The following is a 26602-nucleotide window of genomic DNA, read 5'->3' on the forward strand; positions in this document are numbered from 1 at the left end:
ATGTCCCGCACCCTCTGGCACTTCCTGATCGCGCTGCTGTACCTGTTTCTGCTGGCGCCGATCCTTGTGGTGGTGATCGTGTCCTTCGACACCCGCCAATATCTGGCCTTCCCGCCCGAAAGCCTGTCCTTCGGCAGCTATGCCAAGGTCTTCGCCAACCAGACCTTCATCTCGGCCTTCGGGCGCAGCGTGATGATCGGGCTGGCGGTCGGGCTGGCGGCGGTGGTGATCGGCACGCTCTTGTCGATGGCGCTGGTGCGCTACCGCTTCCGCGGGCGCGAGGGGGTCAACTTCCTGATCCTCGCGCCCTTCCTTGTGCCGCATATCGTGCTGGCAGTGGGGATCATGCTGGTGCTGGCGCCGATGCAGCTGCTGGACAGCTATACCGGCATCATCCTCGCCCATCTTGGCATCACCGTGCCCTACACCGTCCGCACCATCACCATGAGCCTGATGTCGGTAGACCGGCGGGTGGAAGAGGCGGCAATGGTCCATGGCGCCACCCCCTTCGCGGTGTTCCGCCGCATCACCCTGCCACTGATCGCGCCGGGCCTGATTGCGGGCGGGGTCATCGCCTTCCTGATCTCGTTCGACGAGGCGACGATCTCGCTGTTCATCGTGTCGGTGAAGGTCTCGACCCTGCCGACAGAGATCTACAACTACCTCGAGGTCTCGACCGATCCGCAGATCGCCGCGCTGTCGGTGCTGCTGATCGCGGTGTCCATCGTGGTGGTGATCGCGGTCGAGAAGCTGATCGGCCTGAGACGCGCCCTGTGACTCCGGTCGTCCAGACCGAGGCCGGCCGCGTCTCGGGCCTGATCGAGCCGGGGGGCACCTACGCCTTCCTCGGCGTGCCCTATGCCGCGCCGGTGACCGAGGCGCGGCGCTTCGAGGCGCCCGCGCCGGTGGAGCCCTGGGAAGGGGTGCGCCAGTGTTACCGGCACGGGCCGGTCTGCCCGCAGCTGCCGACCTATGGCCCGGTCGGCACCGCGGCAGCCTCGGATCTGGCGCAAGGCTTAGATTTTCTAAGCCTCAATATACGCACTCCGACCCTGTTTGGTCGGGTGCCGGTGCTGGTCTGGATCCACGGCGGCGGCTATGCCGTCGGCTCCGCGAATGAACCCGTGGTGCAGTCTGGCGCCTTCGCCGCCTCGGGCGTGGTCGAGGTGACGGTGAACTATCGCCTTGGCGCGCTTGGATTTCTCAGCCTGCCGGGCAAGCCCGAGAACCGCGGGCTGCTGGACCAGATCGCCGCGCTGCACTGGATCCAACGCAACATCGCCTTCTTCGGCGGTGATCCCGCCCAAGTCACCTTCGCCGGCCGATCCGCAGGCGGCTTCGCGGTGGCGGCAGTCATGGCCATGCCCGCCGCCCGCGGTTTGTTCGCGCGGGCAATGCCGCAGTCCGGCGCCTCGACCGGGCTGGCGATGCCGGAGGATGCGGCGAAGCTGACGCGCCGCATGGCGGCGGCGCTTGGCACCGACGTGGCCGGGGTCGCCGACGTGCCGTTGAAGGCGTTGATCGCCGCGCAGCGCGACCTGTGCAACGAAAGCTATGACCGCCACGACGCCGCGCGCGACGGGCGGGCGTCGATGCTGGGCGTGCCCTTCGTGCCGGTGATCGACGGCAACAGCCTGCCGGAGCACCCCGAGGCGGCGGCGGAGCGCGGCGAGACGGCGGCGGTGCCGATGATGATCGGCTGCACCACGGCGGAATACCTGACGCATTCGACGGTGCTGCCCGCGGACCTGACCTATAAGGTGGCCGCGCGGCTTCTGGATCAGCGCGTGCGCCCACTAGCGCTGACCGGCGCGCAGATCGTGGCCCGCTACCGCAAGGCGCTGCCGGACCACAGCCCGCAGGGGATCTGGCGCGCGGTGGGCGGCGATCTGGTGTTCCAGTGCCCTGCGATCCGCTTTGCACGCGCCCATGCCCGCCATCAGCCGGTGTGGAAATACCTCTGGGGCGCGCTTGCCCCCGATGAGACCGGCGCCGCGCATGGGGCCGAGGTGGGCGAGGTCTGGTATCGCCCCGGCATGGACCAGTCCACCCGCCCCGAGCGCCAGCGCATCAGCGATCAGGAAGCCGCCTCGCGGACGCACCAACTGTGGTTGTCCTTCATCCGGGGCGAGACGCCGGCCACCGGCGGTGTTACCACCCCAGCATATACCGCCCGCGATCCGCGGTTGATCTGGCTGCGCCCGGACGGGGCCGAGATCACCCGCGACCCGTTCGAGGCGCGCATGGCCCTGTGGGCCGTCGACTGCACAGCACAAGGATGACCAAGATGCCTGATCCCTGCCTTTGCCCCGACCTTGCGCCCCTGCCGGATTGCAAGAACCGGGACTGGGCCCGCCGCGCCATCGCGCTGCTGGAGGGGGATGGCCGCCGGTCTGCCGATACCCATCTGGTCAAGCCGGCCTTTTCCGGGCTGGGGGACATCCAGATCTATCTGAAGGATGAAAGCACCCATCCCACCGGCAGCCTCAAGCACCGGCTGGCGCGGTCGCTGTTCCTGTATGGCATCTGCAACGGGCGCATCGGGGAAGGCACAACACTGGTCGAGGCCTCCTCCGGCTCCACCGCCGTGTCCGAGGCCTATTTCGCGCATCTTCTGGGGCTGCCGTTCATCGCGGTCATGCCCCGCTCGACCAGCCCGTCGAAGATCGACGCGATCAGGTGCTTTGGCGGGCGCTGCCATTTCGTGGACCATGCAGGCGAAGTCTATGCCACGGCCGAGAGGCTGGCGGCGGAAAGCGGCGGCCATTACCTCGACCAGTTCACCTATGCCGAGCGGGCGACGGATTGGCGCGGCAACAACAACATCGCCGAAAGCATCTTTGCGCAGATGCAGGGCGAGGAGCATCCGGTGCCCGACTGGCTGGTGATGAGCGCGGGCACGGGCGGCACCTCGGCCACGCTTGGCCGCTATATCCGCTACCGCAACCTTGCCTCGCGGCTGTGCGTGGTCGATGTGGAAAACTCCGCCTTCTATGACGCCTGGGTCAGCGGCGACCGCGAGGTGACCGCGCCCGGCAGCCGGATCGAGGGGATCGGGCGGCCGCGGGTGGAGCCGTCGTTCATTCCGGGCGTGATCGACCATATGATCCGCGTGCCCGATGCTGCCTCCATCGCTGCGGCGCATGTGCTGTCGGACCGGCTGTTCCGCCGCGTCGGCGCCTCGACCGGCACCAACTTCTTCGGCCTGCTGTGGATCGCGGCCAATATGCGGCGCGAAGGCAAGTCCGGCTCGCTGGTGACGCTGATCTGCGACAGCGGGGACCGATATGCCGCAACCTATTACAATCCCGAGTGGCTGGCTGCGAACAGCCTCGACATCGCGCCGTGGCGGCGGATGATCGAGACATTCCTGAACACCGGGATCTGGTCCGAATGCAGCCCATGACGAGCCCCTATCTGGATACGCGGCAGCTGGAAGCCTTTGTCGCGGTGATCTCGATTGGCTCCATGACCGGGGCCGCGCGGGCGCTTGGCCGCTCGCAGCCGGTGGTGACGCGGCTGATCCAGGAACTGGAGGCGGAACTGGGTTTCCCGCTGCTGCATCGCAACGGGCCGCGCATCTCACCGACCCAGCAAGGCGTGGCGTTCTATGGGCAGGCCGAGGTGATCCTTGGTGGGTTGCGCACCATTGCCGAGCGGGCGCGGGGCATCGCGGGCGCCGCACCGCAGCCCATCGAAATTGCCTCGTTGCCGTCGCTGGCTGCCAGCGTGGTGCCGAAGGTTCTGGCGGGACTGACCGAAGGCGAGACGCCGGCGCGCATCCATCTGCGCACCGCCGCGGCCGAGGCCATCGTGCAGGCCGTGGCCGACCGCACCGCCGATATCGGGCTGACCTCGCTGCCGCTGGACAACCCGGGGGTGGAGGTTCACTGGACGGCGGAAGTGCCTTGCGTCGCTGTCGTGTCCACCAGCCACCGCCTTGCCGGTCGCGCCGAGATCACGCCCGAGGATCTTGTCGGCGAGCGGATGATCGCCTCGCACAATCCCTACCGGCTGCGCCTTGCGATCAATCAGGCGCTTGGGTCCTTCGATGTGACGCCGATGGCGCTGATCGACAGCAACTCCAGCCCGGTGTCGATTGCGTTGGCGCGCGAGGGGCTTGGCGTGGCGGTGGTGGAGCCGCTGACGATGACGGGCCTGCCCGTGGCGGGTGTCGCCGTGATCCCGCTGAGCTTTCACATCCCGTTCCGCTTTGGCGTGATCACTGCGGCGGGCCGGCCCCTGCCGCCGCTGGTCCAGCGGCTGATCGGCGACATCAAGGCGCAGCTGGCGGCTCTGGTGCCGGGCTACCGCCTGCTGGACGATGCCGATACAGGCAAAGCCTGCTAGCTTGGACCCTCGGACGCGAACCATTCGGCAAGTATATCAACGTCGAAGGCGGCTTGGAGTATGACAGCGTCATGCAGCTACGCCTCGTAAATGTTTTCTGATCACTTCCCGGCCCGGTGGCGTCTTGGGCCGGACCACGCAAGAAGGACCAACCGTGCCCAAGACCATCATCTCCTGCGCCATCACCGGCTCGATCCACACGCCCTCCATGTCGCCCTACCTGCCGGTGACGGCAGACCAGATCGCCGAATCCGCCATCGGCGCGGCAGAGGCGGGGGCGGCAATCCTCCACCTGCACGCGCGGGTGCCCGAAACCGGTGCGCCCAGCCAGGACCCTGTGCTCTACGCCGCCTTCCTGCCCCGCATCCGCGAGGCAACCGATGCCATCGTGAACATCACCACCGGTGGCGGCCTTGGTATGTCCTTGGAGGCCCGCATCGCCCCTGCCTTGCAGGCCGCGCCAGAGCTGGCCTCGCTCAACATGGGGTCGTTCAACTTCAACATCTCTGCGGCCGAAAAGGCGCTGAAGGATCCCCAGCCCTGGGAGGTCGACTACCTGCGCAGCACCCGCAACCTGATCATGTCGAACACCTTCACCCAGATCGAGGAAGTGGTGACGCGGCTCTCGGCGCAGGGCACGCGGTTCGAGTTCGAGTGTTATGACACCGGCCACCTCTACAACCTCGCGCATTTTGCCGATGCGGGCCTGATCAAGCCGCCGTTCTTCGTGCAGGCGATCTTTGGCGTCACCGGCGCGCAGGGCACCGACCCGGAAAACCTGATGCACATGAAGGCCACCGCTGACCGCCTGTTCGGGAAGGATTACCTGCTGTCTGTCCTGGGCGCGGGCCGGGCGCAATTTCCACTGGTCACCATGGGTGCGATCCTTGGGGGGCATGTGCGCGTCGGGCTGGAGGACAACCTGTATATCGCCAAGGGGGAACTGGCAAAAAGCAACGCGCAGATGGTCGCCAAGGTGCGCCGCATCCTCGAAGAACTGGGCCACGAGATCGCCACCCCCGACGAGGCCCGCGCCCTGCTGGCGACCAAGGGCGCGGACAAGGTCGCGTTCTGATGACGACCGGATAAGTAGATTCTGGGCGCGTCTGGGGGAGGCGGAGCCGATGCCCGGGGGCCTTCCTCAAGATCCCGTCAAACCAGCCCAACTGGCGCAACTGCACGCTTCGCTTCTGCCAGCTTCGTAGCGAGACGGCGAAGGACCGTGTCGGCCGGCAGGGTATCTTCGGGGCATGGCGCTGCGGCTTGCGGGCAGCGTTCCCCTGCCGCAGACTCGGGCGATGTTCAACCTGCCCAGCCTCGAGATCAAGCCGGCGCGCGCACTGGCAATGACGCAAGACCTGCGTGCCGCCATCGGGCTGCTTCGCTGCACGAACACCGAGCTTTCGGGCGAACTGGAACGGCTGGGAGGCGGAGATCCGTGCCTGCAGATCGTGCCAAGCCCCTCCAGCAGATCGCGTCGATCTGGCAGGACCTACGGACCACGCCCCCACCTGCCCCGCAGGGGCTTGGCAGGTCTCGGCGGAGCATAGGGCGGCCGGCGCGCCGGGGCTGCATGACCATGTTCGCCGACAGATCGGGATGATGTTCCGCGATGAGCGGCAGCACCAACTGGCGCTGTGCTTTGCGGATGCGCTTGAACCCACGGGTGGCTGGGCCTGTCCGTCGCCGGGATTGCACAATCCTGCGGGGTGCCGCTGCACGAGGCCGAGGCGGTTCTGGCCCGGCTGCAGCAGGTCGAGCCGGCGGGGCTGTTTGCGCGCCCGCTTGCAAGATTTCGGCCGCCTCGGTTCGCCACCAGATTGCCGCGCTGATTGCGGCCCAGCGCCCCGAGGCACCGCTGAGCGAAGCGGCGATTGCAGCGCATTTCCAGGCTCAAGGTGTCACATTGGCACGGCGCACCGTGGTGAAGTATCGCGAGATGCTGAAGCTTCCTGCCGCCGTGCGTCGTCGCATGGCGCCGCGGTAGCCCCTGGCACGTAAGGCATCGCCATTCGGCACGCAGCGAGGGGCGCGCAGGCCGCGCATCTTGCGTGGAATCTGCGCGAAGATTTTGCCGCTGACGGGGCGCAAGGCGCCTGACAGCGGCCGATTATCGCGCTGGCACCGGGGCCCCCGCGCCCCTAATATGGCGGAATGAGCGATCCAACAGATGAACAGGTTGCCGATCTTGCCGCTGCGCTGGATGTGTTTTCGCGGCGCTTCAAGCTGACGGATGTCGGCGCCGGCCGGGCGCTTGCCGAGATCGACAAGCACATCTTGCACTATGTCGAGGCGCATCCCGATTGCGGGCCGACGGATGTGGCGCGCAGTTTCGGCGTGGCCATGACGACGATTTCGTCGGCAACCGACCGCCTTGCCAAGCGCGGGCTGCTGGAACGGCTGCGCCCCTCGGACGACCGGCGGGCCGTTGCGCTGCGGCTCACGGCCGATGGCACAAGCTACACGGCCGACCACAAACGCGCCTACATGGTCATGTTCAGGGCGATGCTGGCCCCACTGTCGCCGGCGGAGCGGGATGCGTTTGTGGCCATGATGACGAAAATCGCATCATACGAGTCTTGAATACTACGAACTACGTATTAAACTGATAGCCACTCGTCATCGCTCCAGCCAGAAGCAAGGGGATGCAGACATGGCCATATCCGTCAACGGGACCGACATTCCCATCCCCGATGACCCGCGCGTTTCGCTGCTGGATCTGCTGCGGGAACGCGCGCATCTGACCGGCACGAAGGTCGGGTGCAATCAGGGGGCCTGCGGCGCCTGCACCGTGCTGGTCGACGGCGAGCGGGTGCTGTCTTGCCTGACCCTCGCCGTGCAGGCCGATGGCCGCACGGTCACCACGATTGAGGGGCTCGGCGATGGCGCGACCCTTCACCCCCTGCAGCAGGCCTTCATCGACCATGACGGTTTTCAATGCGGCTATTGCACCCCCGGCCAGATCTGCGCCGCCGTTGCCATGCTGCGCGAGCTTCAAGGCGGCGTGCCAAGCTATGTCACCGCCGATCTGGCGGGGCCCGGGGCGCCGACGGCAGAGGAAATCCGCGAACGGATGAGCGGGAACCTGTGCCGCTGCGGTGCGCATAACGGCATCGTCGAGGCGATCTTGCAGGTCGCGAAGGAGCAGGCGGCATGATCCCGTTCACCTTCGCCCGCGCCACCTCTCCCGAAGACGCCCTTGGACTTGCCGCGCTGGAGGGGCACCGGCTGCTGGGGGGCGGCACCAACCTTGTCGACCTGATGCGCAAGGGTGTCGAGCATCCGGTAACGCTCGTGGACGTCACCGCGCTGTCCTCGGATATCAGCGAAACGGCCCAAGGCGGCCTGCTGATCGGCGGCGCCACCCGCAACACCGCGCTGGCCGCCCATCCGCTGGTTCGGACGCGCTATCCGGTCCTGTCGCGCGCCATCCTTGCGGGCGCTTCGGCGCAGATCCGTAACATGGCCACGGTTGCGGGCAATATCCTGCAGCGCAGCCGCTGCGCCTATTTCAACGACCCCGCCGCCTCTCGCTGCAACAAGCGCCTCCCCGGCAGTGGCTGCGATGCGCGCGAGGGCCTCAACCGCTATCACGCGATCCTCGGCGGCTCTGCCTCCTGCATCTCGGCCCACCCGTCGGACATGTGCGTGGCGCTGGTCGCGCTGGACGCGCAGGTCCACCTGCTCGGGCTGGCCGGGGCCAGAACGGTGCCGCTGGCGGAGTTCTACCGCCTGCCCGGCGAGACGCCGCAGATCGAGACCGTCATGGCCCCGGGCGAGATCATCACCGCCATCGAGCTGCCACCCTTGCCGGTTGCGGCGCGGTCGGCCTATCGCAAGGTCCGCGACCGCGCGAGCTATGCCTTCGCGCTGGTTTCGGTCGCGGCCTGTGCCAGCGTGCAGGACGGCGTGCTGACAGAGCTGCGGCTGGCCTTTGGCGGCATCGCGCCAAAGCCGTGGCGGGCTCTGCGCGCCGAACAGGCGCTGCTTGGCGGCCCGGTCACGCGCGACGCGGTTTTCGCGGCGATGGATCTGGAACTGGCGGAGGCCGCGCCGCTGGCCGGCAACGCCTTCAAACTGGAACTGGCACGGCGGACCGCATTTGCCGTGCTTGCCGATCTGACCGGAGAGACAGCATGAGCAGGGTTCAGAATGCCGTCATCGGCTCGGTCAAGACGGTGCTTGGCTGGATGCCGGAACGCTGGCTTCCCGGCGGCACGCCCGATCCGCTGATCGGGCGGCATGGCGAGGTCGGGCGCCAGGCCTCGCGCCTCGACGGACCGCAGAAGGTCCAGGGCAAGGCCCGCTTTTCGGCGGAAGTTGCGATGGAGGGCATGTGCTATGCCGCGCTGATCAACAGCCCCATCACCCGCGGCCGCATCGCGCGGCTGGACACCGCCGCGGCCGAGGCGGCGCCCGGCGTGGTGCTGGTCCTGACCCACCGCAACATGCCGCGGCTGGAGATCGTGCCGGTGATGAGCATCACCAACATGGGCGCCGTCGGCAACAGCGCGCTGCCGATCCTGCAGGACGACCAGATCCGCTATAACGGTCAGGTGATCGCGCTGGTGCTTGCCGAAACGCAGGAGCAGGCCGACCATGCCGCAACGCTGGTCGGGATCGGTTATGAAGAGGCCCCGGCGCGGACGCGGTTCGAGGAGGCGAAATCCAGCGCCCGCAGCCTCGCCTCAATCATGGTCGAGAAGAACCAGGTCTCCGTGGGGGATGCGCCGCGCGAATTGCAGCAGGCGCCCTACAGTGTTGACAACATCTATCGCACGCCGGGCCACAATCACGCGGCCATCGAGTTGCACGCGGTCACCACCGCCTGGGACGGCGATGCGCTGACGCTGCACGATTCGACGCAGGCGATTGCGCCGACCGCCAATGCGCTGGCCAAGCTGTTCGGCGTCAAGCGCGAGGGCGTTCGCGTGCTGTCGCCCTTCGTCGGTGGCGGCTTCGGCGGCAAGGCGTTCTGGGATCATCAGGTGGTGGCCATCGCCGCCGCCCGGATCGCCGCCCGCCCGGTGCGCCTGATGCTCAGCCGCGAGGCGGTCTACCGGATGATCGGCGGTCGCACACCAACCGAACAGCGGGTGGCGCTGGCGGCTGATCACGAAGGCAAGTTCACCGCGGTTGTCCACACCGGCTATTCCGTCATGCCGACCTATGCAGTCTGCCCGGAGCAATACTCCCTTGGCAGCCGGGCGGCCTATCGCTCGAAGACCTACCAGTTCGGGCAGCGCCACCTCGACCTCGACGTGGTGCCCAACACCTATATGCGTGGTCCGGGCGAGTCGGTCGGCAGCTTTGCGATGGAAAGCGCCGTGGACGAGCTGGCGCACCAAATGGCCATCGACCCGATCGAGCTGCGCCGGCGCAACGAGCCGGACAAACACCCGCTGTCCGGCACCGCCTTCTCGCAGCGCGGGGTGCTGGAAGCGTATCGCATGGGCGCCGAGCGGTTCGGCTGGGACCAACGCAGCGCGCAGCCCGGCACCCGGCGCGACGGTGAATGGCTGACGGGCATGGGCTGCGCCACGGGCAGCTTCCCCTATGTGCGGATGCCAGCGGGCGCGGTGCGCATCCATCTGACGAAAGGTGGGCAGGCAACCGTCTCCTGCTCGGCCCAGGACATGGGCATGGGCACCTCGACCGTGCAAAGCCAGCATGCCGCCGACAGGCTGGGCCTGCCGCTGGACGCAATCACCTTCGAGATGGGCGATTCCGACCTGCCCCCTGCCCCGATGGCAGGCGGCTCGGCGCAGACGGTGTCGATTGCCGCCGCCATTGCTGCGGCGGCCGACAAGCTGGCGGGCGAATTGCTGCGGCTTGCCGGCAATGCCAGCCCGGTCGCGGGCCTGCGCGCCGGCGAGGTGCGGCTGGTCGATGGAAGTCTGGTCAGCCTTGAGAACCCTTCGCGCCGCGACAGCTTCCACGCCATCCTGTCCCGCGCGGGGCGCGAGGCGGTCGCCGTGACCGCCAGCGCCAGCGCGCCGCTGGAGATGCTCAAGTTCGCCATGCAAAGCATGTCCGCGATCTTCTGCGAGGCGCGGGTCAGCGAGGTGACCGGCGAAGTGCGGGTGACGCGCCTCTTGGGGTCGTTCGACTGCGGCACGATCCTGAACCCCAAGACCGCCGCCAGCCAGTTCCGCGGCGGCATGATCATGGGGCTGGGGATGGCGCTGACCGAGGAAACCCTGTTCGACGAACGCAGCGGCCGGATCATGAACGCCAACCTGGCCGACTATCACATCCCCGCCCATCTGGATGTGCCCGAGATCGACGTGATCTGGACCGGCATCCCCGACCCCAGATCGCCACTGGGCGCGCGCGGGATCGGCGAGGTGGGCATCACCGGCGTTGCCGCAGCCATCGCCAACGCCGTGTTCAACGCCACCGGCAAGCGCGTGAGGGACCTGCCCCTGACGCTCGACAAATTGCTGTAAGGTCACCAGATGTACCCACAATTCACACTCGCGCCTCTCCCTGCGCCCCGGCATCCCGCGATGCTGGACCCGTGGGACAGCGCCTTGACATGGGGCGCCGGCACGGTTCTGGCCGTGCTGACCGCGACCGAGGGACCGGCCTACCGCAGCGCGGGCGCGGCGATGGCCATTCACCCCGATGGCAGGTTCGCGGGGGCGATCACCTCGGGCTGCATCGAGGCGGACCTGATCTTGCGGGCGGCAGAGGTGCGCGAGACCGGGCAGGTTCAGGACCTGCGCTATGGGCAGGGCTCGCCGTTCTTCGACCTGCGCCTGCCCTGCGGCGGCGCGGCCCAGATCCGGCTCTTCCCGCTGCAGGACACCGACATTCTGGACGATCTGGCCCAAGCCCGTGCTCGCAGGCGGCCCGCCTCGCTGCTGGTCTCGGCAGAGGGGCGGCTTGCCATTGAGGGCTGGCAGCCAACGCGGCTGCAGGGCGCAGCGCTGCGCATCGGCTTCCTGCCGCCCCTGCGCTTCCTTGTCTTCGGGACAGGCGCCGAGGCGGCGGCCTTCACCGGGATCGTGCGGGGCATGGGCTATGAGCACATCCTGCTCTCGCCCGAGGATCTGAGCCTTGGGGTCGTGCGCGCCGCCGGCAGCCCGGTCATGCAGATCGATCCCGGCTTGCCCGCCGCGCCCTTGCACGCAGATGCGGATACGGCGGCGATCCTGTTCTTTCATGACCACGACCTTGAGCCGGCCATCTTGCAGCATCTGCTGCAGACGCCGGCCTTCTACGTCGGCGCCCAAGGCAGCCGCGCCGCGCAAGCCGTGCGCCTGTCCCGCCTGCGCGAGATGGGCGTTCCCGAGGATCAACTGGGGCGCATCCACGGGCCGGTCGGACTGATCCCCTCTTCGCGCGAACCGAATGCGCTGGCGGTTTCCGTCCTGGCCGAGATCATCGACCTGCATGTGCAGCGCGCGACGGCGACAGCATGATCCGAACCGGTTGCACCGCAACGACGATGGTGGCGCGAAAAGCCCGACCCGTGACGGCGGATCGGGCCACACATTTCACGCGCCGGATCAAAGGAACATGCCACCCGAGGCCTCGATGCGCTGCCCTGTCATCCACCCCATCTCGCCCACCAGCAGGCTGGAGATCGCACCGCCGATATCATTGGGCAGACCGAGGCGGCTCATACCCGTCTGGCTGGCGATATACTGGTTGAGCCTGACCACGTCGCGCACTACGCCGCCGCCAAAATCGGTTTCGATCGCACCCGCAGCGACCACGTTGACGGAAATGCCGCGCTCTCGGGCGGGGCCGGTCGCTCATTGTCAGCCTCGACCTTCCCGGCCTGTTGCGCATCACCCGTGCCAGCGCGGCCGAGCCCTATGTCGCCCTCGCACTCGAATGCGGGGCAGCGCCGAGGTCTTCGTGCTGTCGCCCATATAGACAGCGAGAATCCGCACCCGGCCGCTCCCCATATTGGGCGATTGTGCGGCCAGTTCACCGCTTCGACCAGCGTATCCCCCGTGAGTAGAGGCAAAGGCCCTTGATGCCATAGTCAACGGTCAATTGGCCCTCAAGCACCTGCGCGAGGAACGGCACCTCATACAGGTGCCAGCCGGTCGAGACGTCCTGTTCCAGATGCACGATTGCAGCGGTGACGACGGCTGTCCCCGAAGGATAGAAGATCGGCTGGACGACCGCGTCTGTCGAGGTTTGCATGATGGGTTGGACCGTAGGCCCCAGGCGCCGAGGGCAGAGCTGCGCCCGCCAGCAGGGTCGCGTCACGCAAGCGCGGACAGGCCAAGCAGCACGCCTTCCACATGGGTTCGGGTCCGGCCACCGATCCAGACATCGCCCGCCGTATCCCGCATCGCATGAACACGACCCTTCCGGCCCAGCCTTGTGCCTTGCGCGGCGATGTAGCCGGCATCCGCCACCCCTGCCGCGAACAGCCATTGCGCGAGCGACGCGTTGAGGCTGCCGGTGACCGGGTCTTCCATGATGGATCCGGTATGATCGCTGAAGAAGGCGCGTACCTCGAACGCAGCCTCAAAGCCCGGCGCATGGGGGCCTATCACCCCGATCTCCATCCGCCGCGGCCAGCTTCGCGCCGGATCAAGGGCCAGAACCGCCTCGGCCGAGACCAGCCGGAGGCCAAGCCATCCCGGCCCGTTATCGACCCAGGCGGCATCGACGATCTGGCCGCCGTCGATCCCCAAAAACTCCAGCGCCTCGGCAAGCTCGTCGGCCGAGGGCGCACCGGACCGGATCAGCGGCGGCGCGGCAAAGGACAGCCGCCCTTGATCGCGCCGGATGCGGACGAGGCCCGCCCCGCATTCCTGCACGATCTCTGCCCCGCCTTTCGGCACGCCGCCGCTTTGCAGCCACGCATGACAGGTGCCAAGTGTCGGATGCCCGGCGAAGGGCATCTCGCGATCCAGCGTGAAGATCCTGACGCGATAATCCGCCTCGGGATGGACCGGGGGCAGCAGGAAGGTCGTCTCCGACAGGTTGAACCAGCGCGTCAGGCGCTGCATCTCCTCTGCCGCAAGATCACCGGCGCCGAGGATCACGGCCAGAGGGTTGCCCGAGATCGCGTTCGATCCGAAGACGTCGATCATGTGAACCGAAGCGGTCATCGGCCTGTCACCTCTCGGACGTAAGCAGTTTCAGCCCGGCGACGGCGAACAGGGCGCAGAGGCCGCCCTCGATCCAGCGCCGTAGCCGCGCATAAAGGCTGATCATCGGCGCGGTCGAGAACAGCACCGCATAGCCGCCGAAGACCAGAACCCCCAGCACGGCACAGCCACCGATGATCGCCGGCAGCACCCCGGCGGGGGCATCCGCCCCAAGCCCCAGCGTCATGATCGCCATCCATCCCAGCACCGCCTTGGGGTTACCAAGATGCATCAATACGCCCTGACGATAGAGCTTGCGATAGGACGGCGTCAGGCGGGCACTGTCCCGGCCGCGGGTGCCGGTATCCGGGCGCATCGCCGATCGGCCCGCGCGGAACGCCAGATAGAGGAGATAGATCCCGCCCAGAATCTTGAGGGCGAACAGCGCCTCGGCATAGGCCGCCAGCAGCGCCGACAGGCCGGTCGCCGCAAGCATCGCCCAGAACAGCGAGCCCGTCATGACCCCGGCCGCCAGCACCAGCGCCGGACCACGGCCATCGCGCATCGCTGTGGCCATGATCGCCATGTTGCTTGGCCCCGGGCTGGCAGTTGCGAGCAGATAGGCGCCGTAGACGAGGGCAAGCTGGGTGAGGATCATGCGAAAGGCTCCTGAAGGGCGACAGGCATTTACATGGCGGAACTCGGCCGCGGCAGGCAATGTGAATATTGTATCGGTGGGGGTCACGCCTGCCGAAGGGCCCGGCGTTTAGGGTTGGCCTCGCTGGCGCTATCCGGCAAACTTGCTTGACGTGATCGCCCGCGTCGGCTCCAGCGACAGGATCGTGGTCACGATGCGGTTGCGGAACAGCTCCACATGCTCGCCAGCGCAGCGCTCGGCCGTATCGGCATCACCGTCGGCAATGGCCTGCACGATGGTGCGGTGGTCGCTGATGGTCGCCTCCAGATGCTCATGCTGGCGCGCGCGGACCCCGTCATGTTCGGCGAAGGTGACATGGCCGATGCGCATCCCCTCGACCAGACTGCGCAGATAGGCGGTGTGCAGGTAGCCCGATTGCGCGGCGGCCCCAATGGTGGCGTGGAAGGCATAGTTGATCTCGTTGATCTGGTCGACATCCCGGCGCGCGGCGGCGGCTTCGAACGCTGCCATATGGGCGCGGATGCTGGTCAGATCGACAGCCGTCCGGCGCAAGGCGGCCAGCCGGGTCAGCGAGCGTTGCAGCACATCCAGCCCTTCGAAAAAGTCCCGCAGGTTGGCAAGGTTCATCGCGGCGACCCGCGCGCCGCGGCCGCGGGCAGAGCTGACCAGCCCCTCGGCCGTCAGCCGGATCAGCGCCTCGCGCACCGGGGTGCGGGACACGTCGTAGCGCACCGAGATCGCCGCCTCGTCCAGATCGGCGCCGGGGGGCAGATCCAGCCGCAAGATCGCCTGGCGCAGCAGCTTGTAGACCATATCACCGCCCGAGCTTGCCGCCACGATGGTGTCTTCGCTCTTGGTCATTGTCTCGGCTCGTTTCCTGAAAGTTCAACTTTTGGGCAGCGGCGGCAGGCATCCCCGGATCATCGCGGTTTTCTGCGGGTGTTCCAAGAAGATGACTTGACGCAATGCCAGTATACTTTGAGCATACATATAACATACAGGTAGAACACGGGTTGCACCAGAATGAAGACAGGCAGCTGGACGGTAGGGGTCGATGTGGGGGGCACATTCACCGACCTTTGCGCCGTGGATCAGCAGACGGGGCAGGTGGCGCTGCACAAAGTCTCCAGCACGCCGGCGAATCCGGCCGCCGCGATTATCGCCGGGCTGGAGGGGCTGGCCGCTAAGATCTGCATTGATCTGGCAGACGTCAGCGCCGTGGCGCATGGCACGACCGTGGCGACCAACGCGCTGATCCAGCGCCGGGGCGCGCGCGTGGCGATGGTCACCACCCGCAACTTCCGCGACCTGGTCGAGATCGGGCGGCAGATCCGGCCCAGGATGTATGACCTGAAGGCCGATTTCCCGATGCCGCTTGCCCCGCGCGAGCTGCGCTTCGAGGTCGATGAACGCGTCGGCCCGGCGGGCGAAGTGATCACGCCGCTGGACATGGCAAGCGTCGATGCAGTGATCGACCGGCTGCGCGCCGAGCAGGTCGAGGCCGTCGCCATCGCCTTCCTGTTCGCCTATCTGAATCCCGCACATGAGCAGGCGGTGAAGGCCCGCATCGCGGCGGCGCTGCCGGGCGTTGCCATCTCGACCTCGTCCGAGGTGCAGCCGGAGTTCCGGGAATATGAGCGATCCTCGACCACGCTGCTGAACGCCTACCTGCAGCCCACCTTCTCGACTTACATGACCACCTTGAAGGATGAGGTGGCAGCGCGCTCGCCCGGCGCGACTCTTGGGGTCAATCAATCCAACGGCGGGTTGATGTCGGTCGATACCGCCCGCGACTTCCCGATCCGCACGGCGCTGTCCGGCCCGGCGGCGGGCGCGATGGGGGCGATCCACACCGCGCGCGCCTCGGGCCTGTCGAGCATCATCACCTTCGATGTCGGCGGGACCAGCGCCGATGTGGCCCTGATCCGCGACCTGCAGGTGAAGCTGTCCTTCGACCGCGATGTGGCCGGCTTCCCGGTGCGGATGCCGATGGTGGATATCAACACGGTCGGCGCGGGGGGCGGCTCCATCGCCTGGCAGGACAGGGACGGGCTGCTGAAGGTCGGCCCAGCCAGTGCCGGCGCGCAGCCGGGGCCCGCCTGCTATGGCCGCGGCGGCACGGAGCCGACGGTGACCGACGCGAATGTGGTTCTGGGCCGACTGTCCACGCGCGGGTTGCTGGGGGGTACCATGTCGCTGGACACCGATGCATCCTTCCGCGTGGTGGGCGAGATGGCGGCGCAGCTCGGGCTGAGCGTGGAGCAGGTGGCGCGCGGGATCCTCGAGATCATGTCGGCCAACATGGTGCGCGCGATCCGCGCCATTTCGGTGGAGCGGGGGCATGACCCGCGTGACTTCGTGCTGATGCCGTTTGGCGGGGCAGGGCCGCTGCATGCCGAGGGATGCGCCCGCGCGCTTGGCATCGGCCAGATCCTGATCCCGCTGCTGCCGGGCATCCTGTGCGCGCAGGGCCTGCTGGTGTCGGACCGGTCCGAAAGCTTCGTGCGCTCCAAGCGCATCGCGGCGCGGGAGGAGAATGCCGGCGCGCTGGCAGAGATGGTCAGTGCGATGCAGGTCGAGGCAGAGGACTGGTGGGCGCGCGAAGACATCGACCCCGCAGACCGCAAGGTGCAGCTGGCCGCCGACATGCGCTATGCCAGCCAGAATTACGAGCTGCAGATCACGCTCGACGCGCTGCCGGATATCGCCACGCTAAAGCAGATGTTCTTCGCGGCCCATGCGCAGGCCTACGGTTTCTTCAACCCCGACGATCCGGTGGATGTGGTGGCGCTGCGGCTGACCGCGCTTGGTACCCGCCCGGCGCTGCAGACCCCGGCGCAATCGGGCACGGCGACAGCGGCGCCCCAACCCCGCTCGCATCGCCCCGTGTGGTTCTATGGCGTCACGCCAATCACCGCGCCCGTCTATGACCGCGCCGACTTCGCGGCGGGCACCACCCTCACCGGGCCCGCCGTCATCGACCAGTTCGACGCGACGCTGCTGCTGTTCCCCGGCGATACGGCGCGGGTGGACGATGCCCTTAACATCCTCATCCAGCGCGGGAACCTTGACCTGTGAGTGCCACCGTTGATCCGATCACCATCGAAATCGTCACCAGCGCCTTCCGGTCTGTCGTGGACGAGACGTTCATCGCGCTGATGAAAAGCGCCTATTCCACCAATATCAAGGAACGGCACGACCACTCCACCGCCATCTGCGACCGGGACGGGCGGCTGATCGTGCAGGCGGAAATGTCCCTGCCGATCCACATCGCCTCGATGACCGGGCTGATGGAGACGCTGCTTGCCAAGTATCGGCTGGATGAGATTCATGAGGGCGATGTCTTCGTCGCCAATGACCCGCATGTCGCAGGCGGCACCCACCTGCCCGACATCAACTACGCCGCCCCGCTGTTCCTTGAAGGCGAGCTGGTCGGCTTCATCTGCAACATCGCCCACCACGCCGATATCGGCGGTATGGTGCCCGGGTCGATGGCGGGCGGCATGTCGGAAATCTATCAGGAAGGGCTGCGGATCCCGCTGGTCCGCCTGTTCCGCAAGGGCGAGCTGCAGCAGGACATCATGGACCTGTTCCTGTTGAACGCCCGCATCCCCGACGAGCGCCGGGGCGATCACTTCGCGCAGATTGCGGCCTGCAAGCTGGGGGTGCGCCGCGTGGCCGAGATCGGAACGCGCTATCCGCTGCCGCTGATCCGCGAGGTCTGGGACGAGCTGATCCGCCGCACCCATGACCGGATGCGCGCCGCCATCACCGCGGTTCCCGATGGTGTCTATGCGTTCGAGGACGTGATGGATGATGACGGGCTGGGTACCACCAACATCCCGCTGAAGCTGAAGATCACCGTTGCGGGCGACCGCGTGGTGTTCGATCTGCGCGGCTCTGCCCCGCAGGTGCGCGGCAACATCAACCTGCCGCTGAACGCCACCAAGGCGGCGGTGGCCTATGCGCTGCGCACGCTGCTGGACCCTGAGATCGCCAACAACCAGGGCATCATCGATTGCTGCGAGATCGTCGCCGATCCGGGCAGCATCGTGAACTGCCAGGCGCCCGCCCCGGTGGCGCAGCGGCTCAACACCTCGCAGCGGCTGGTTGATGTCATCATCGGTGCCTTTGCCCCAGCCATTCCGGGCCGGGTCGTGGGGGCCGCGAATGGCGCGAACACCACCGCCGTGTTCTCGGGCATCGATCCGCGCAACGGCCAGCCCTACCTCTATTTCGAGACGCTGGGGGGCGGCTTTGGCGGGCGCGATGACCGCGATGGCAAGGACGGGGTGCAGGTGCATATCACCAACACCTCGAACCTGCCGATCGAGGCGATCGAGACGGAATATCCCCTGCGCGTCGTCAGCTACGGCTTCATCGAGGATTCGGGCGGGGCGGGCCAGTATCGCGGCGGGGCGGGCCTGCGCCGTGTGATCCAGCCGGTGGGCCATGACTGCACATTCAACGGCGCGGGGGAGCGGTTCACGAACGCCCCTTGGGGCATCTTCGGGGCCGGGCCGGGGGGAACCGGCCGCTTCGTGCTGACCGGCCCCGCAGGCGAGACAGTGCTGGAGGTGAAACCCTCGGCGGTCGCCGTGCCCGAAGGCAGCTCTGTCACCGTTGAAACCCCGGGCTCGGGCGGATACGGGCCCGCCGAGGATCGCAGCGCCGGGGCGGTGGCCGGGGATGCAAGGTCCGGCAAGTTCTCGGACGGCTTCTTGCGCCGGAACTACCCCGCCCAGATGACTGCCCAGAAGACCCCGCGGACCGAACCCGCGTGACCGAACACCCATAACGACAGAGGCGCCAAAGCGCCCGAATGCCGAAACCCACCTGCCAAATGGTCCCCGGACCGACGGCACCCAACAGGGAAACGACACATGACCACACTCCGCAGCGCCCTTTTCTCGCTTGGCCTCATCGGCCTTGCAGGCACCGCCTCCGCCCAGTCCGTCACCTGGGATCTGGCGAACGAATACCCGCCGAACTCCGTCCACGCCCAGTCGGCCGACACCTTCATCGCGGCCCTCGCAGAGCTGAGCGCTGGCGACATGGTGGTGACCGCCCATCACGGCGCCGCCCTTGGCTACAAATCCGTGGATCAGTATGACGCTGTGGGCGATGGCGCGGTCGATATCGCCTCGTCCTTCGCCACGCCGTGGTCGGGCGTTCACCCGGTCTTCACGCTGTCCTCGATTCCGTTTCTGGCGAAGACCGCGGACGAGAACCGCAAGCTCTATGACATCGCCAAACCCTATTACGCCGCGGTGCTGGAAGAGGATAACCAGATCCTGCTGTTCGCCACGCCCTGGCCGCCGAGCGGCCTGTGGGGGCGCGAACCTCTGGACTCGATGGAGGCTATCGCCGGCGTGCGCATCCGCACCTATGACGCGAACGGCACGGTGACCTTCGGCAATGCCGGCGCCACCCCGATCCAGCTGTCCTGGGCCGATACCGTGCCGCAGCTGACGACCAACGGCCTCGACGCGGTACTGACCTCGGCCGATGGCGGCGCGGCCTCGCAGCTGTGGGAGCATCAGTCGCATTTCACCGAAGTGAATTATGCGATGCCGCTGCAATTCGTGCATATCAACCGCGATGTCTATGATGCGCTGTCGGACGAGCAGAAGGCCTGGGTTGCCGAAGCCTCGGCGACGGCCGAGGCCTTTGGCTGGGACCTGCTGGCGAACCGCGTGGGTGAGAATTACGCGCAGATGGAGCAGAACGGCATGACCATCGTGAAGGACGTGTCGCCCGAGTATCTTGCCGCCCTCGGGGCGGCGGCAGAGCCGACGCTGGTCGACTGGAAGCAGAAGCTTGGCGCCGATGCCGATGCGATCCTGTCTGCCTATGAGGCTGCGAAGTAAGCCATCATGGTTTTCGGGCCGGCTGTCCGCCGGCCCGGACCTGACCGGGAGCGTCCCCTTCATGACCGGAGCGCGAATGAACACCTTCCAGACCGCGGCTTTTGGCCTGTCCCGGTTCTGCGCCGCCCTTGCGGCGCTGATGATCGTGGCGATGACCCTGCACATCCTGACCGAAATCGTGCTGCGAAGCTTCTTCGCGACATCGACCTTCGTGCTGGATGAGATGGTCGGCTATTGCATTGCCGCGGCGACCTTCCTGTCGCTTGGCTATGCGTTCGAGCATTCCAGCCTCGTGCGCGTCGGCCTGCTGGTCGACCGGTTGTCGGGCCGCCCGCGCCGGGCGCTGGAGGCGTTCTGCGCGCTGGCGACGCTGGCGGTGATGGGGCAGATCACCTGGTATCTGATCAATACCGCCCTGCGCAGTCATTCGCGCGGCCGTGTCAGCAGTTCGGTGGCCGAGATCCCGCTGTGGATCCCCGAGGCGCTGTGCGCCTTCGGCCTCGCCACGTTCTGCCTGCAGGTCATCGCCTACCTTCTGCGCCAGATCACTGGCGCGCCGGGCCCGGTGCAGGTGCCAGACGGCGACCTGCAGAACGACCTCTGACCCTTTACGGAGACGCCGATGGACCCCTTTATCGCCGGTGCCGCGCTGACCGCCTTTCTGATCGTGTTTCTGGGAAGCGGGATCTGGATCTTTGCCGGACTTATCCTCGTCTCGGTCGCGGCACTGCATTTCCTTGTCGGGATGAATCTCGACCGGATCGGAACGATTGCCTCGTCCATCGCCTATCGCAGCGCGGCGACGTGGGAGCTGGCGGCGGTGCCGCTGTTCATCTGGATGGCCGAGCTGATCTTTCGCACCGATGTGTCGGAACGCCTGTTCCGCGGCCTTGTGCCGTTCGTGGACAAGATCCCCGGGCGGCTGCTGCACACCAACGTTCTGGGTTGCACGCTGTTCGCGGCCATCAGTGGATCCTCTGCCGCGACCACCGCGACCGTCGGCAAGATCACGATGGGAGAGCTGAGCCGCCGTGGCTACAACACCAGGATCGCGGTCGGCTCGCTGGCCGGGGCGGGCAGCCTTGGCCTGCTGTTGCCGCCCTCGATTGCGATGATCATCTATGGCATTCTCGCCGAGGTCTCGATCAGCCGGCTCTTCGCGGCGGGGGTGCTGCCGGGGTTGCTGGTGGCCGCGCTCTACTCAGCCTACATCATCGTCGTCGCGCTGATCCGGCCGGAGATCGCACCTGAAGGGTCGAACCGCTATCGCCCGCTGGATTACCTGATCGCGCTTGGCAACCTGACGCCGATCATGTTCCTGATGGCCGTCGTCCTCGGCTCCATCTACACCGGCATCGCTACCCCGTCCGAGGCGGCGGCGGTCGGCGTCTTTGCCGCGGTGGTGCTGGTCAGCGCGATGGGCCAGATGTCCTTTGCCCTGCTGCGCGACAGCCTGATGGGCACGGTGCGCACAAGCTCGATGGTCTGCATCATCCTTGTGTCGGCGGCGCTGTTGTCCACGACGCTTGGCTATCTGCACCTGCCGCAAGAGCTTGGCGCAGCGATTGCCGCACTGGAGCTTGGGCCGGTAGCGCTGATCCTCATCCTCAGCCTGTTCTACCTCGCGCTCGGGATATTCGTCGACGGTGTGGCGATCATCGTGATGAGCCTGCCGATGACCCTGCCGCTGGCGCTCGCCGCCGGTTATGACCCGATCTGGTATGGTGTGTTTCTGGTGCTGATGATCGAGATCGGGATGCTGACCCCACCCGTGGGCATCAATCTCTTCATCCTGCAGGGGATGACGCGCTGGACCCTGTGGCAGGTGTCCGTCGCGTGCTTCCCGTTCTTCCTGCTGTTCAGCTTTGCCGTGGTCCTGCTGGTGATCTTCCCCGAGATCGCGCTTTGGCTGCCGCGGGTGCTTTACGGCTGAGGAGCCCGCGAGACGCGCCCGCCTCAGAACCCGGGGGCCTCTATCCCTGCCGCCATCTCAGTCTTTCTCGCCGCGTTGGCGATGGAGAGGCTATGCGACCTGCCGGATGCGAAGCTAGACGCAGATGCGGGTTTAGCGGCCCAGAGGGTGAGCAACCTCGCAACCTGCGCGAGATGTCGCGGCCAGATGACGCTTGCCCGAGTCTTAGGTTCAGAACCGCAACGGTCCAACGAATCGCTGGCCCATCGCCTCAATGGGAAGTGCCCGCATGGCCCATGGCGTCTGGCAGCAGAGCCGAATGGCCCGGCAGATCCTGGGCGCACGACGGGCTTTCATCCTGTGCAGGCTGCGGAAACTCTCGGCGCAAGCCCCGCCGCGTGATCCTTTATCGCCGCGAACCCCCCAGTTGTTCACAGGGCTCTTGACAGACCGTCAGGGTGTTTATCAAGGTGTGTCATAATATGGCATACCAAAAACAACAGGGAAAATGAGACATGACGCTTCAGCCTTCCACCTCCCGCTTTTGCGCAACCTCTTCGCGTGCCGCGCTGTGCTCTGCGCTCGTCATCCTTGCGGCCGGCACTGCCCAGGCCCAGGACTGCGCACCGCGCATTGCCGACGAGTTTCTGGTCGAACCCGGCACCCTGACGATGGCCACCAGCCCGACGCTGCCGCCGATGGCCTATGCCGACCAGAACGGCACCTTGATGGGCCTGCGCATCGAACTGGGGGTTGAGGTCGCCAAGCGCCTCTGCCTTGAGCCCAAATATATCAGCACCGAATACGCTACGATGATCCCGGGCCTTCAGGGTGACCGCTGGGATATGGTCAATGCCGGCCTGTTCGTGACCGACGCCCGGCGCGAGATCTTGCTGATGATCCCCTATGAAAGCCTTGCGATCAGCATTTCCACGGTGACGGGCGATACCTCGATATCCGAGATCGACGATCTGGCCGGCAAGACCGTCAGCGCCGATATCGGCGGTTATGCCGAGCGGAAGATGAAGGACCTGAACGCCGAGTTCGAGGCGCGCGGGCTGGAGCCGATGACCATCAACCTCTTCGACAATTACGCAACCGTCTATCAGGCGCTGCGTGCGGGTCAGGTTCAGGCCGCGGTGTCGATCGACCCGGTCGCCAAGCAGTATCAGGACCGCGGCGAATTCACCCAGGCGATTGCGGGAATGTATGCGACGCCGGGGTCCTTCGCCTTCATCTCGCCGGAAGTTGCCGAGGGGATTTCGACGGCGCTTAAGGAAATGAAGGCCGACGGCGCGTTCGATGCGCTGATGGACTCTTATGGCGTGGTCCCCGCGCCGGGCGATCTGAGCTACCTGCCGCTGATCCAGTGATCCTCCATGAGACGCCCGGCCGGCATGGCCGGGCACGATATCCGACTGCAGAAGGGAACATGTGGTGAAAGGCTGGAACTGGGACGGCTTCTTTGACTACCTGACGAATTACTACCTGTTCGAAGGGGCCCTGGTGACCCTCGGGCTGACCGTCTTCGCCATGACAGCGGGGCTGGTGATCGGGTTCGTGCTGGCGATGATGCGGTTGTCCAGGCACAAGCTGCTGTCAGGCCCCGCCGTCTTCTACATCTGGGTGTTTCGCGGCACGCCGCTGCTGGTGCAGCTGATCATCATCTATACCGGCCTGCCGCAGCTTGGCATCAAGTTCACGGTGATCGAATCCACGCTGATCGGCCTTGCCATGTGCGAAGGCGCCTACCTTGCCGAAATCCTGCGCGCCGGGATCACGGCGGTGCCCTCTGGTCAGGTCAACGCGGCCCGCGCCATCGGCATGACCGAACCGCAGGTGATGCGCTACGTCATCGCGCCGCAGGCGCTGCGCATCGTGATCCCGCCGCTGGGGAATTCGGTCAACAGCGTGCTCAAGACCACCTCGATCGCCTCGATCATCTCGATGGAGGAGCTGCTGAGGCGCACGCAGGTGCTGATCCAGGAGAGGTTCCTGGTGCTCGAGCTGTTCGTGGTCGCGGCGCTTTACTACCTGGCGATGACCACCGTCTGGGACCTGATCCAACGCCGGATCGAGCGCCGCTTTGGCAAGGCCTATGGCCCCATCTCGGCCGGAAAACACTGAGGAGGCCCGCATGGCAAACCCTGAAACCGTGATTGAACTGCACGATGTCAGCAAATGGTATGGGCCCAGCTTTCAGGTCCTGAAGAACTGCAGCCTGACGGTCGCGAAGGGGGAAGTCGTGGTGATCTGCGGCCCCTCCGGTTCCGGCAAGTCGACGCTGGTCAAATGCGTCAACGCGCTGGAGCCGATCCAACAGGGCCGGATCAGCGTCACCGGAGTGGAGGTGAGCGCGCCGAAGACCAACCTGCCCAAGCTGCGGGCACGGGTGGGGATGGTGTTCCAAAGCTTTGAGCTGTTCCCGCACATGACGATCCTTGAAAACCTCTGCATCGGGCAGCGCAAGGTGCTGGGGCGCAGCACGGCCGAGGCCATCGTCAAGGCCAAGGCGCTGCTGGAACGGGTCGGCCTGACCGCGCAGGCCAGCAAATATCCCGGCCAACTTTCGGGCGGCCAGCAGCAGCGCGTGGCGATTGCCCGCGCGCTGGCGATGGACCCGGTGGCGATGCTGTTCGACGAGCCGACATCGGCGCTCGATCCCGAGATGATCAACGAGGTGCTGGACGTGATGGTCGCGCTGACCCGCGAGGGGATGACGATGATGGTCGTCACCCATGAGATGGGCTTCGCGCGCAAGGTCGCCGACCGGATCGTCTTCATGGACGAGGGCGAGATCGTGGAGGTCGGAGAGCGTGGCACCTTCTTTGACAACCCGCAGACCGACCGGGCCAAGGCCTTCCTTTCCAAGATCCTCTCGCATTGACCGGACGCGGCCAGAAAGACCCCAGACCATGATCAACCGCATCCTGACCCCGCGCGAGCTTCTTGTCGGTGGCGGCGCGCGCCACAAGCTGGCCGGGCTGCTGCAATCGCTCGGCGTGCGGCGCCCCCTGGTGGTGACCGATCCGACCATGGTGAAGGTCGGCCATGCGGCCGAGATGATGGAGGGCCTGACCGCCGCGGGCCTGGGCGCGGGCCTGTTCGCCGAGGTGGTCGAGGACCCGACCGATCTGTCGGTCGCGGCGCTGGTCGCCGCGGCGACAGCAGGGGGGCATGACGGTCTGGTCGCGCTTGGCGGCGGCAGCGCCATCGACACGGCCAAGGCGGCGGGGATCGTCCTTGCCACCGGCGAGGCGCTCAGCGCGCTCAAGGTGCCGCGGATCGTTGACCTTGCCACCATGCCGCTGGTGGCGATCCCGACCACGGCGGGCACGGGCTCAGAGGTGACGCGCGCAGCCGTCATCACCGACACCGGCGCGAACGAGAAAATGCTGATCCTCGGCTCCGCCGCGCTGCCGGTCGCGGCGATTGTGGATTACGAACTGACCTTCACCTGCCCGTTCCGCGTGACGGTGGATACCGGCATCGACGCGCTGACCCATGCGCTGGAAGCCTTGGTCAACCGCAACGCCAATCCCCATTCCGATGCGCTGGCCCTGTCGGGGCTGGCGCTGATCGGCGCGCATCTGGAAACAGCCGCGCGCGAGCCCCAGAACGCGGTGGCGCGCGAGGCAGTCATGCTCGGCGCAATGCACGCGGGGCTTGCCGTGTCCAACACCTCCACCGCGTTGATCCACGGGCTCAGCCGGCCGATCGGGGCGTTCTTCCATGTGCCGCATGGCATGTCGAATGCGATGGTCCTGCCGCTGGTCAGCCAGTTCTCCATCGCCGCCGCGCCTGCAAAATACGCGATGGCGGCCCGGGCGCTTGGCCTTGCGCCGGCCTCGGCCCCGGATGCCGAGGCGGCCGCGCTGCTTGTCCCCGCGTTTCAGGATCTGAACCGGCGGCTGGAGGTGCCGACCCCGCGCAGCTTCGGCATCGACCCGGACCGCTACCGCGCGCTGATCCCGGAAATGACCCGGCAGGGCATCGCCTCGGGCACGCCCGCCAACAATCCGCGCGTACCGACGCCCGAGGAAATGGCGCGCCTCTACACCCTCGCCTTTGACGGATCGCTCGACTCCGATCTCTGACCGTCCCGCCAAACGGCGCCGCTGTTCGACCAATATAAGGACCATCCAAATGGCTATCGAGATCCGCAAGACCCTGCTTCAGGTCGAGACCACCCTGATCGAAGGGGGCAAGACGGCGCCGCAGCCGATGAAGCTCTATTCCGCGTTCGCCGTGGTCAGGAACCCCTGGGCCGGGCGCGGCTATGTCGAGGACCTGCAGCCGGAAATCCGCACGGCTGCCCCGATCCTGGGCGCCCTGCTGACGGAAATGATCCTCGATGCCGTCGGGTCGGGCGAGGCGGTCGAGGGCTATGGCAAGGCGGCCGTCGTCGGGCTGGACGGCGAGCTGGAACATGCCAGCGCGCTGATCCACACACTGCGGTTCGGCAACCACTACCGCAATGCCGTGGGCGCGAAATCCTATCTGGCCTTCACCAATACCCGCGGTCCCGCCAATGCGCCGATCATGATCCCGCTGATGGACAAGAATGATGCTGGCCGCCGGTCGCATTACCTGACGATCCAGACCGCGATTGCCGATGCGCCTGCGGCGGATGAGATCGTGATCGCCCTCGGCGCCTCGGTCGGCGGGCGCCCGCATCACCGGATCGGTGACCGCTACCTGGACCTGGCAGAGCTTGGCCAAGGCGTCGACAATCCGGCAGGCGTGTGAC

27 protein-coding genes are annotated in these 26602 nt (G+C 66.7%); 22 read left to right on the forward strand and 5 right to left on the reverse strand.

What is annotated here, in order from left to right:
• The 12 genes from Q8S30_RS02815 (at nucleotide 1) to Q8S30_RS02860 (ending at nucleotide 11777) form a co-directional block, all read left to right on the forward strand.
• Nucleotides 1–777, forward strand: a complete 777-nt coding sequence (locus Q8S30_RS02815) for an ABC transporter permease (protein WP_305664519.1) — start codon at nucleotides 1–3, stop codon at nucleotides 775–777.
• The gene (locus Q8S30_RS02820; protein WP_305664520.1) at nucleotides 774–2282 is read left to right on the forward strand and encodes a carboxylesterase/lipase family protein; all 1509 of its coding nucleotides are present in this window, start codon (nucleotides 774–776) and stop codon (nucleotides 2280–2282) included. The genes Q8S30_RS02815 and Q8S30_RS02820 overlap by 4 nt, the downstream gene beginning before the upstream one ends.
• Nucleotides 2283–2287: 5 nt before the next feature.
• On the forward strand, nucleotides 2288–3406 hold the full coding sequence (locus Q8S30_RS02825; protein ID WP_305664521.1) for a PLP-dependent cysteine synthase family protein: 1119 nt from the start codon (nucleotides 2288–2290) through the stop codon (nucleotides 3404–3406).
• Entirely contained in the window at nucleotides 3403–4350 is a 948-nt protein-coding gene (locus Q8S30_RS02830; RefSeq protein WP_305664522.1) for a LysR family transcriptional regulator, read from the forward strand. The genes Q8S30_RS02825 and Q8S30_RS02830 overlap by 4 nt, the downstream gene beginning before the upstream one ends.
• Before the next feature lie 154 nt (nucleotides 4351–4504).
• Nucleotides 4505–5425: a 3-keto-5-aminohexanoate cleavage protein gene (locus tag Q8S30_RS02835; RefSeq protein ID WP_305664523.1), complete on the forward strand. Its 921-nt coding sequence runs from the start codon at nucleotides 4505–4507 to the stop codon at nucleotides 5423–5425.
• Between the two features lie 595 nt (nucleotides 5426–6020).
• Nucleotides 6021–6182 (forward strand): hypothetical protein, encoded by a 162-nt coding sequence (locus tag Q8S30_RS21085; RefSeq protein WP_371135432.1) that lies wholly within the window; start codon nucleotides 6021–6023, stop codon nucleotides 6180–6182.
• Nucleotides 6143–6337, forward strand: a complete 195-nt coding sequence (locus tag Q8S30_RS21090; RefSeq protein WP_371135433.1) for a hypothetical protein — start codon at nucleotides 6143–6145, stop codon at nucleotides 6335–6337. The genes Q8S30_RS21085 and Q8S30_RS21090 overlap by 40 nt, the downstream gene beginning before the upstream one ends.
• A 167-nt stretch (nucleotides 6338–6504) precedes the next feature.
• Nucleotides 6505–6933 carry a MarR family winged helix-turn-helix transcriptional regulator gene (locus Q8S30_RS02840; protein WP_305664524.1) on the forward strand — a complete coding sequence of 143 codons (429 nt, stop codon included), beginning with the start codon at nucleotides 6505–6507 and terminating at the stop codon, nucleotides 6931–6933.
• 70 nt (nucleotides 6934–7003) lie between these two features.
• Nucleotides 7004–7507, forward strand: a complete 504-nt coding sequence (locus tag Q8S30_RS02845; RefSeq protein WP_305664525.1) for a (2Fe-2S)-binding protein — start codon at nucleotides 7004–7006, stop codon at nucleotides 7505–7507.
• Nucleotides 7504–8490 carry a xanthine dehydrogenase family protein subunit M gene (locus Q8S30_RS02850; protein WP_305664526.1) on the forward strand — a complete coding sequence of 329 codons (987 nt, stop codon included), beginning with the start codon at nucleotides 7504–7506 and terminating at the stop codon, nucleotides 8488–8490. Before Q8S30_RS02845 ends, Q8S30_RS02850 begins: the two co-directional genes overlap by 4 nt.
• A complete protein-coding gene (locus Q8S30_RS02855) occupies nucleotides 8487–10799 on the forward strand; it encodes a xanthine dehydrogenase family protein molybdopterin-binding subunit (RefSeq protein ID WP_305664527.1) in 2313 nt (770 codons plus the stop codon). Before Q8S30_RS02850 ends, Q8S30_RS02855 begins: the two co-directional genes overlap by 4 nt.
• A 60-nt stretch (nucleotides 10800–10859) precedes the next feature.
• Nucleotides 10860–11777: an XdhC family protein gene (locus Q8S30_RS02860; RefSeq protein WP_305664528.1), complete on the forward strand. Its 918-nt coding sequence runs from the start codon at nucleotides 10860–10862 to the stop codon at nucleotides 11775–11777.
• A gap of 87 nt (nucleotides 11778–11864) precedes the next feature.
• Here the strand turns inward: Q8S30_RS02860 and Q8S30_RS02865 are convergent, their stop codons facing one another.
• From Q8S30_RS02865 to Q8S30_RS02885, 5 genes are all read right to left on the reverse strand, one after another.
• Nucleotides 11865–12086, reverse strand: a complete 222-nt coding sequence (locus Q8S30_RS02865; RefSeq protein WP_305664753.1) for an SDR family oxidoreductase — start codon at nucleotides 12084–12086, stop codon at nucleotides 11865–11867.
• Between the two features lie 205 nt (nucleotides 12087–12291).
• Entirely contained in the window at nucleotides 12292–12513 is a 222-nt protein-coding gene (locus Q8S30_RS02870) for a hypothetical protein (protein ID WP_305664529.1), read from the reverse strand.
• 62 nt (nucleotides 12514–12575) lie between these two features.
• Entirely contained in the window at nucleotides 12576–13433 is an 858-nt protein-coding gene (locus Q8S30_RS02875) for a PhzF family phenazine biosynthesis protein (RefSeq protein WP_305664530.1), read from the reverse strand.
• Between the two features lie 7 nt (nucleotides 13434–13440).
• Nucleotides 13441–14070, reverse strand: coding sequence for a LysE family translocator (locus tag Q8S30_RS02880; RefSeq protein WP_305664531.1), 630 nt, complete (start codon nucleotides 14068–14070; stop codon nucleotides 13441–13443).
• Nucleotides 14071–14199: 129 nt separating this feature from the next.
• On the reverse strand, nucleotides 14200–14931 hold the full coding sequence (locus Q8S30_RS02885; RefSeq protein ID WP_305664532.1) for a GntR family transcriptional regulator: 732 nt from the start codon (nucleotides 14929–14931) through the stop codon (nucleotides 14200–14202).
• Nucleotides 14932–15093: 162 nt separating this feature from the next.
• Between Q8S30_RS02885 and Q8S30_RS02890 the strand changes: the two genes are divergently transcribed.
• The 10 genes from Q8S30_RS02890 to Q8S30_RS02935 all read left to right on the forward strand — a co-directional run bounded on the left by Q8S30_RS02890 (nucleotide 15094) and on the right by Q8S30_RS02935 (nucleotide 26601).
• Nucleotides 15094–17148: a hydantoinase/oxoprolinase family protein gene (locus Q8S30_RS02890; protein WP_305664533.1), complete on the forward strand. Its 2055-nt coding sequence runs from the start codon at nucleotides 15094–15096 to the stop codon at nucleotides 17146–17148.
• Entirely contained in the window at nucleotides 17145–18854 is a 1710-nt protein-coding gene (locus Q8S30_RS02895; protein WP_305664534.1) for a hydantoinase B/oxoprolinase family protein, read from the forward strand. Before Q8S30_RS02890 ends, Q8S30_RS02895 begins: the two co-directional genes overlap by 4 nt.
• A gap of 99 nt (nucleotides 18855–18953) precedes the next feature.
• Nucleotides 18954–19940, forward strand: a complete 987-nt coding sequence (locus Q8S30_RS02900) for a TRAP transporter substrate-binding protein (protein WP_305664535.1) — start codon at nucleotides 18954–18956, stop codon at nucleotides 19938–19940.
• 76 nt (nucleotides 19941–20016) lie between these two features.
• Nucleotides 20017–20544, forward strand: coding sequence for a TRAP transporter small permease subunit (locus Q8S30_RS02905; protein ID WP_305664536.1), 528 nt, complete (start codon nucleotides 20017–20019; stop codon nucleotides 20542–20544).
• 18 nt (nucleotides 20545–20562) lie between these two features.
• Nucleotides 20563–21873 carry a TRAP transporter large permease gene (locus Q8S30_RS02910; RefSeq protein ID WP_305664537.1) on the forward strand — a complete coding sequence of 437 codons (1311 nt, stop codon included), beginning with the start codon at nucleotides 20563–20565 and terminating at the stop codon, nucleotides 21871–21873.
• Between the two features lie 494 nt (nucleotides 21874–22367).
• Nucleotides 22368–23225 carry a transporter substrate-binding domain-containing protein gene (locus Q8S30_RS02915; protein ID WP_305664538.1) on the forward strand — a complete coding sequence of 286 codons (858 nt, stop codon included), beginning with the start codon at nucleotides 22368–22370 and terminating at the stop codon, nucleotides 23223–23225.
• 64 nt (nucleotides 23226–23289) lie between these two features.
• Nucleotides 23290–23979, forward strand: coding sequence for an amino acid ABC transporter permease (locus tag Q8S30_RS02920; protein ID WP_305664539.1), 690 nt, complete (start codon nucleotides 23290–23292; stop codon nucleotides 23977–23979).
• 10 nt (nucleotides 23980–23989) lie between these two features.
• Complete coding sequence (locus tag Q8S30_RS02925) at nucleotides 23990–24739, forward strand: amino acid ABC transporter ATP-binding protein (protein ID WP_371135425.1); 750 nt, start codon at nucleotides 23990–23992, stop codon at nucleotides 24737–24739.
• 28 nt (nucleotides 24740–24767) lie between these two features.
• Nucleotides 24768–25949, forward strand: coding sequence for an iron-containing alcohol dehydrogenase (locus Q8S30_RS02930; RefSeq protein WP_305664540.1), 1182 nt, complete (start codon nucleotides 24768–24770; stop codon nucleotides 25947–25949).
• Between the two features lie 49 nt (nucleotides 25950–25998).
• Nucleotides 25999–26601, forward strand: a complete 603-nt coding sequence (locus Q8S30_RS02935) for an amino acid synthesis family protein (protein WP_305664541.1) — start codon at nucleotides 25999–26001, stop codon at nucleotides 26599–26601.
• Nucleotide 26602: the final 1 nt, after the last annotated feature.

The organism is Frigidibacter sp. (genome assembly GCF_030695035.1).
Taxonomy (GTDB): Bacteria; Pseudomonadota; Alphaproteobacteria; order Rhodobacterales; family Rhodobacteraceae; genus Frigidibacter.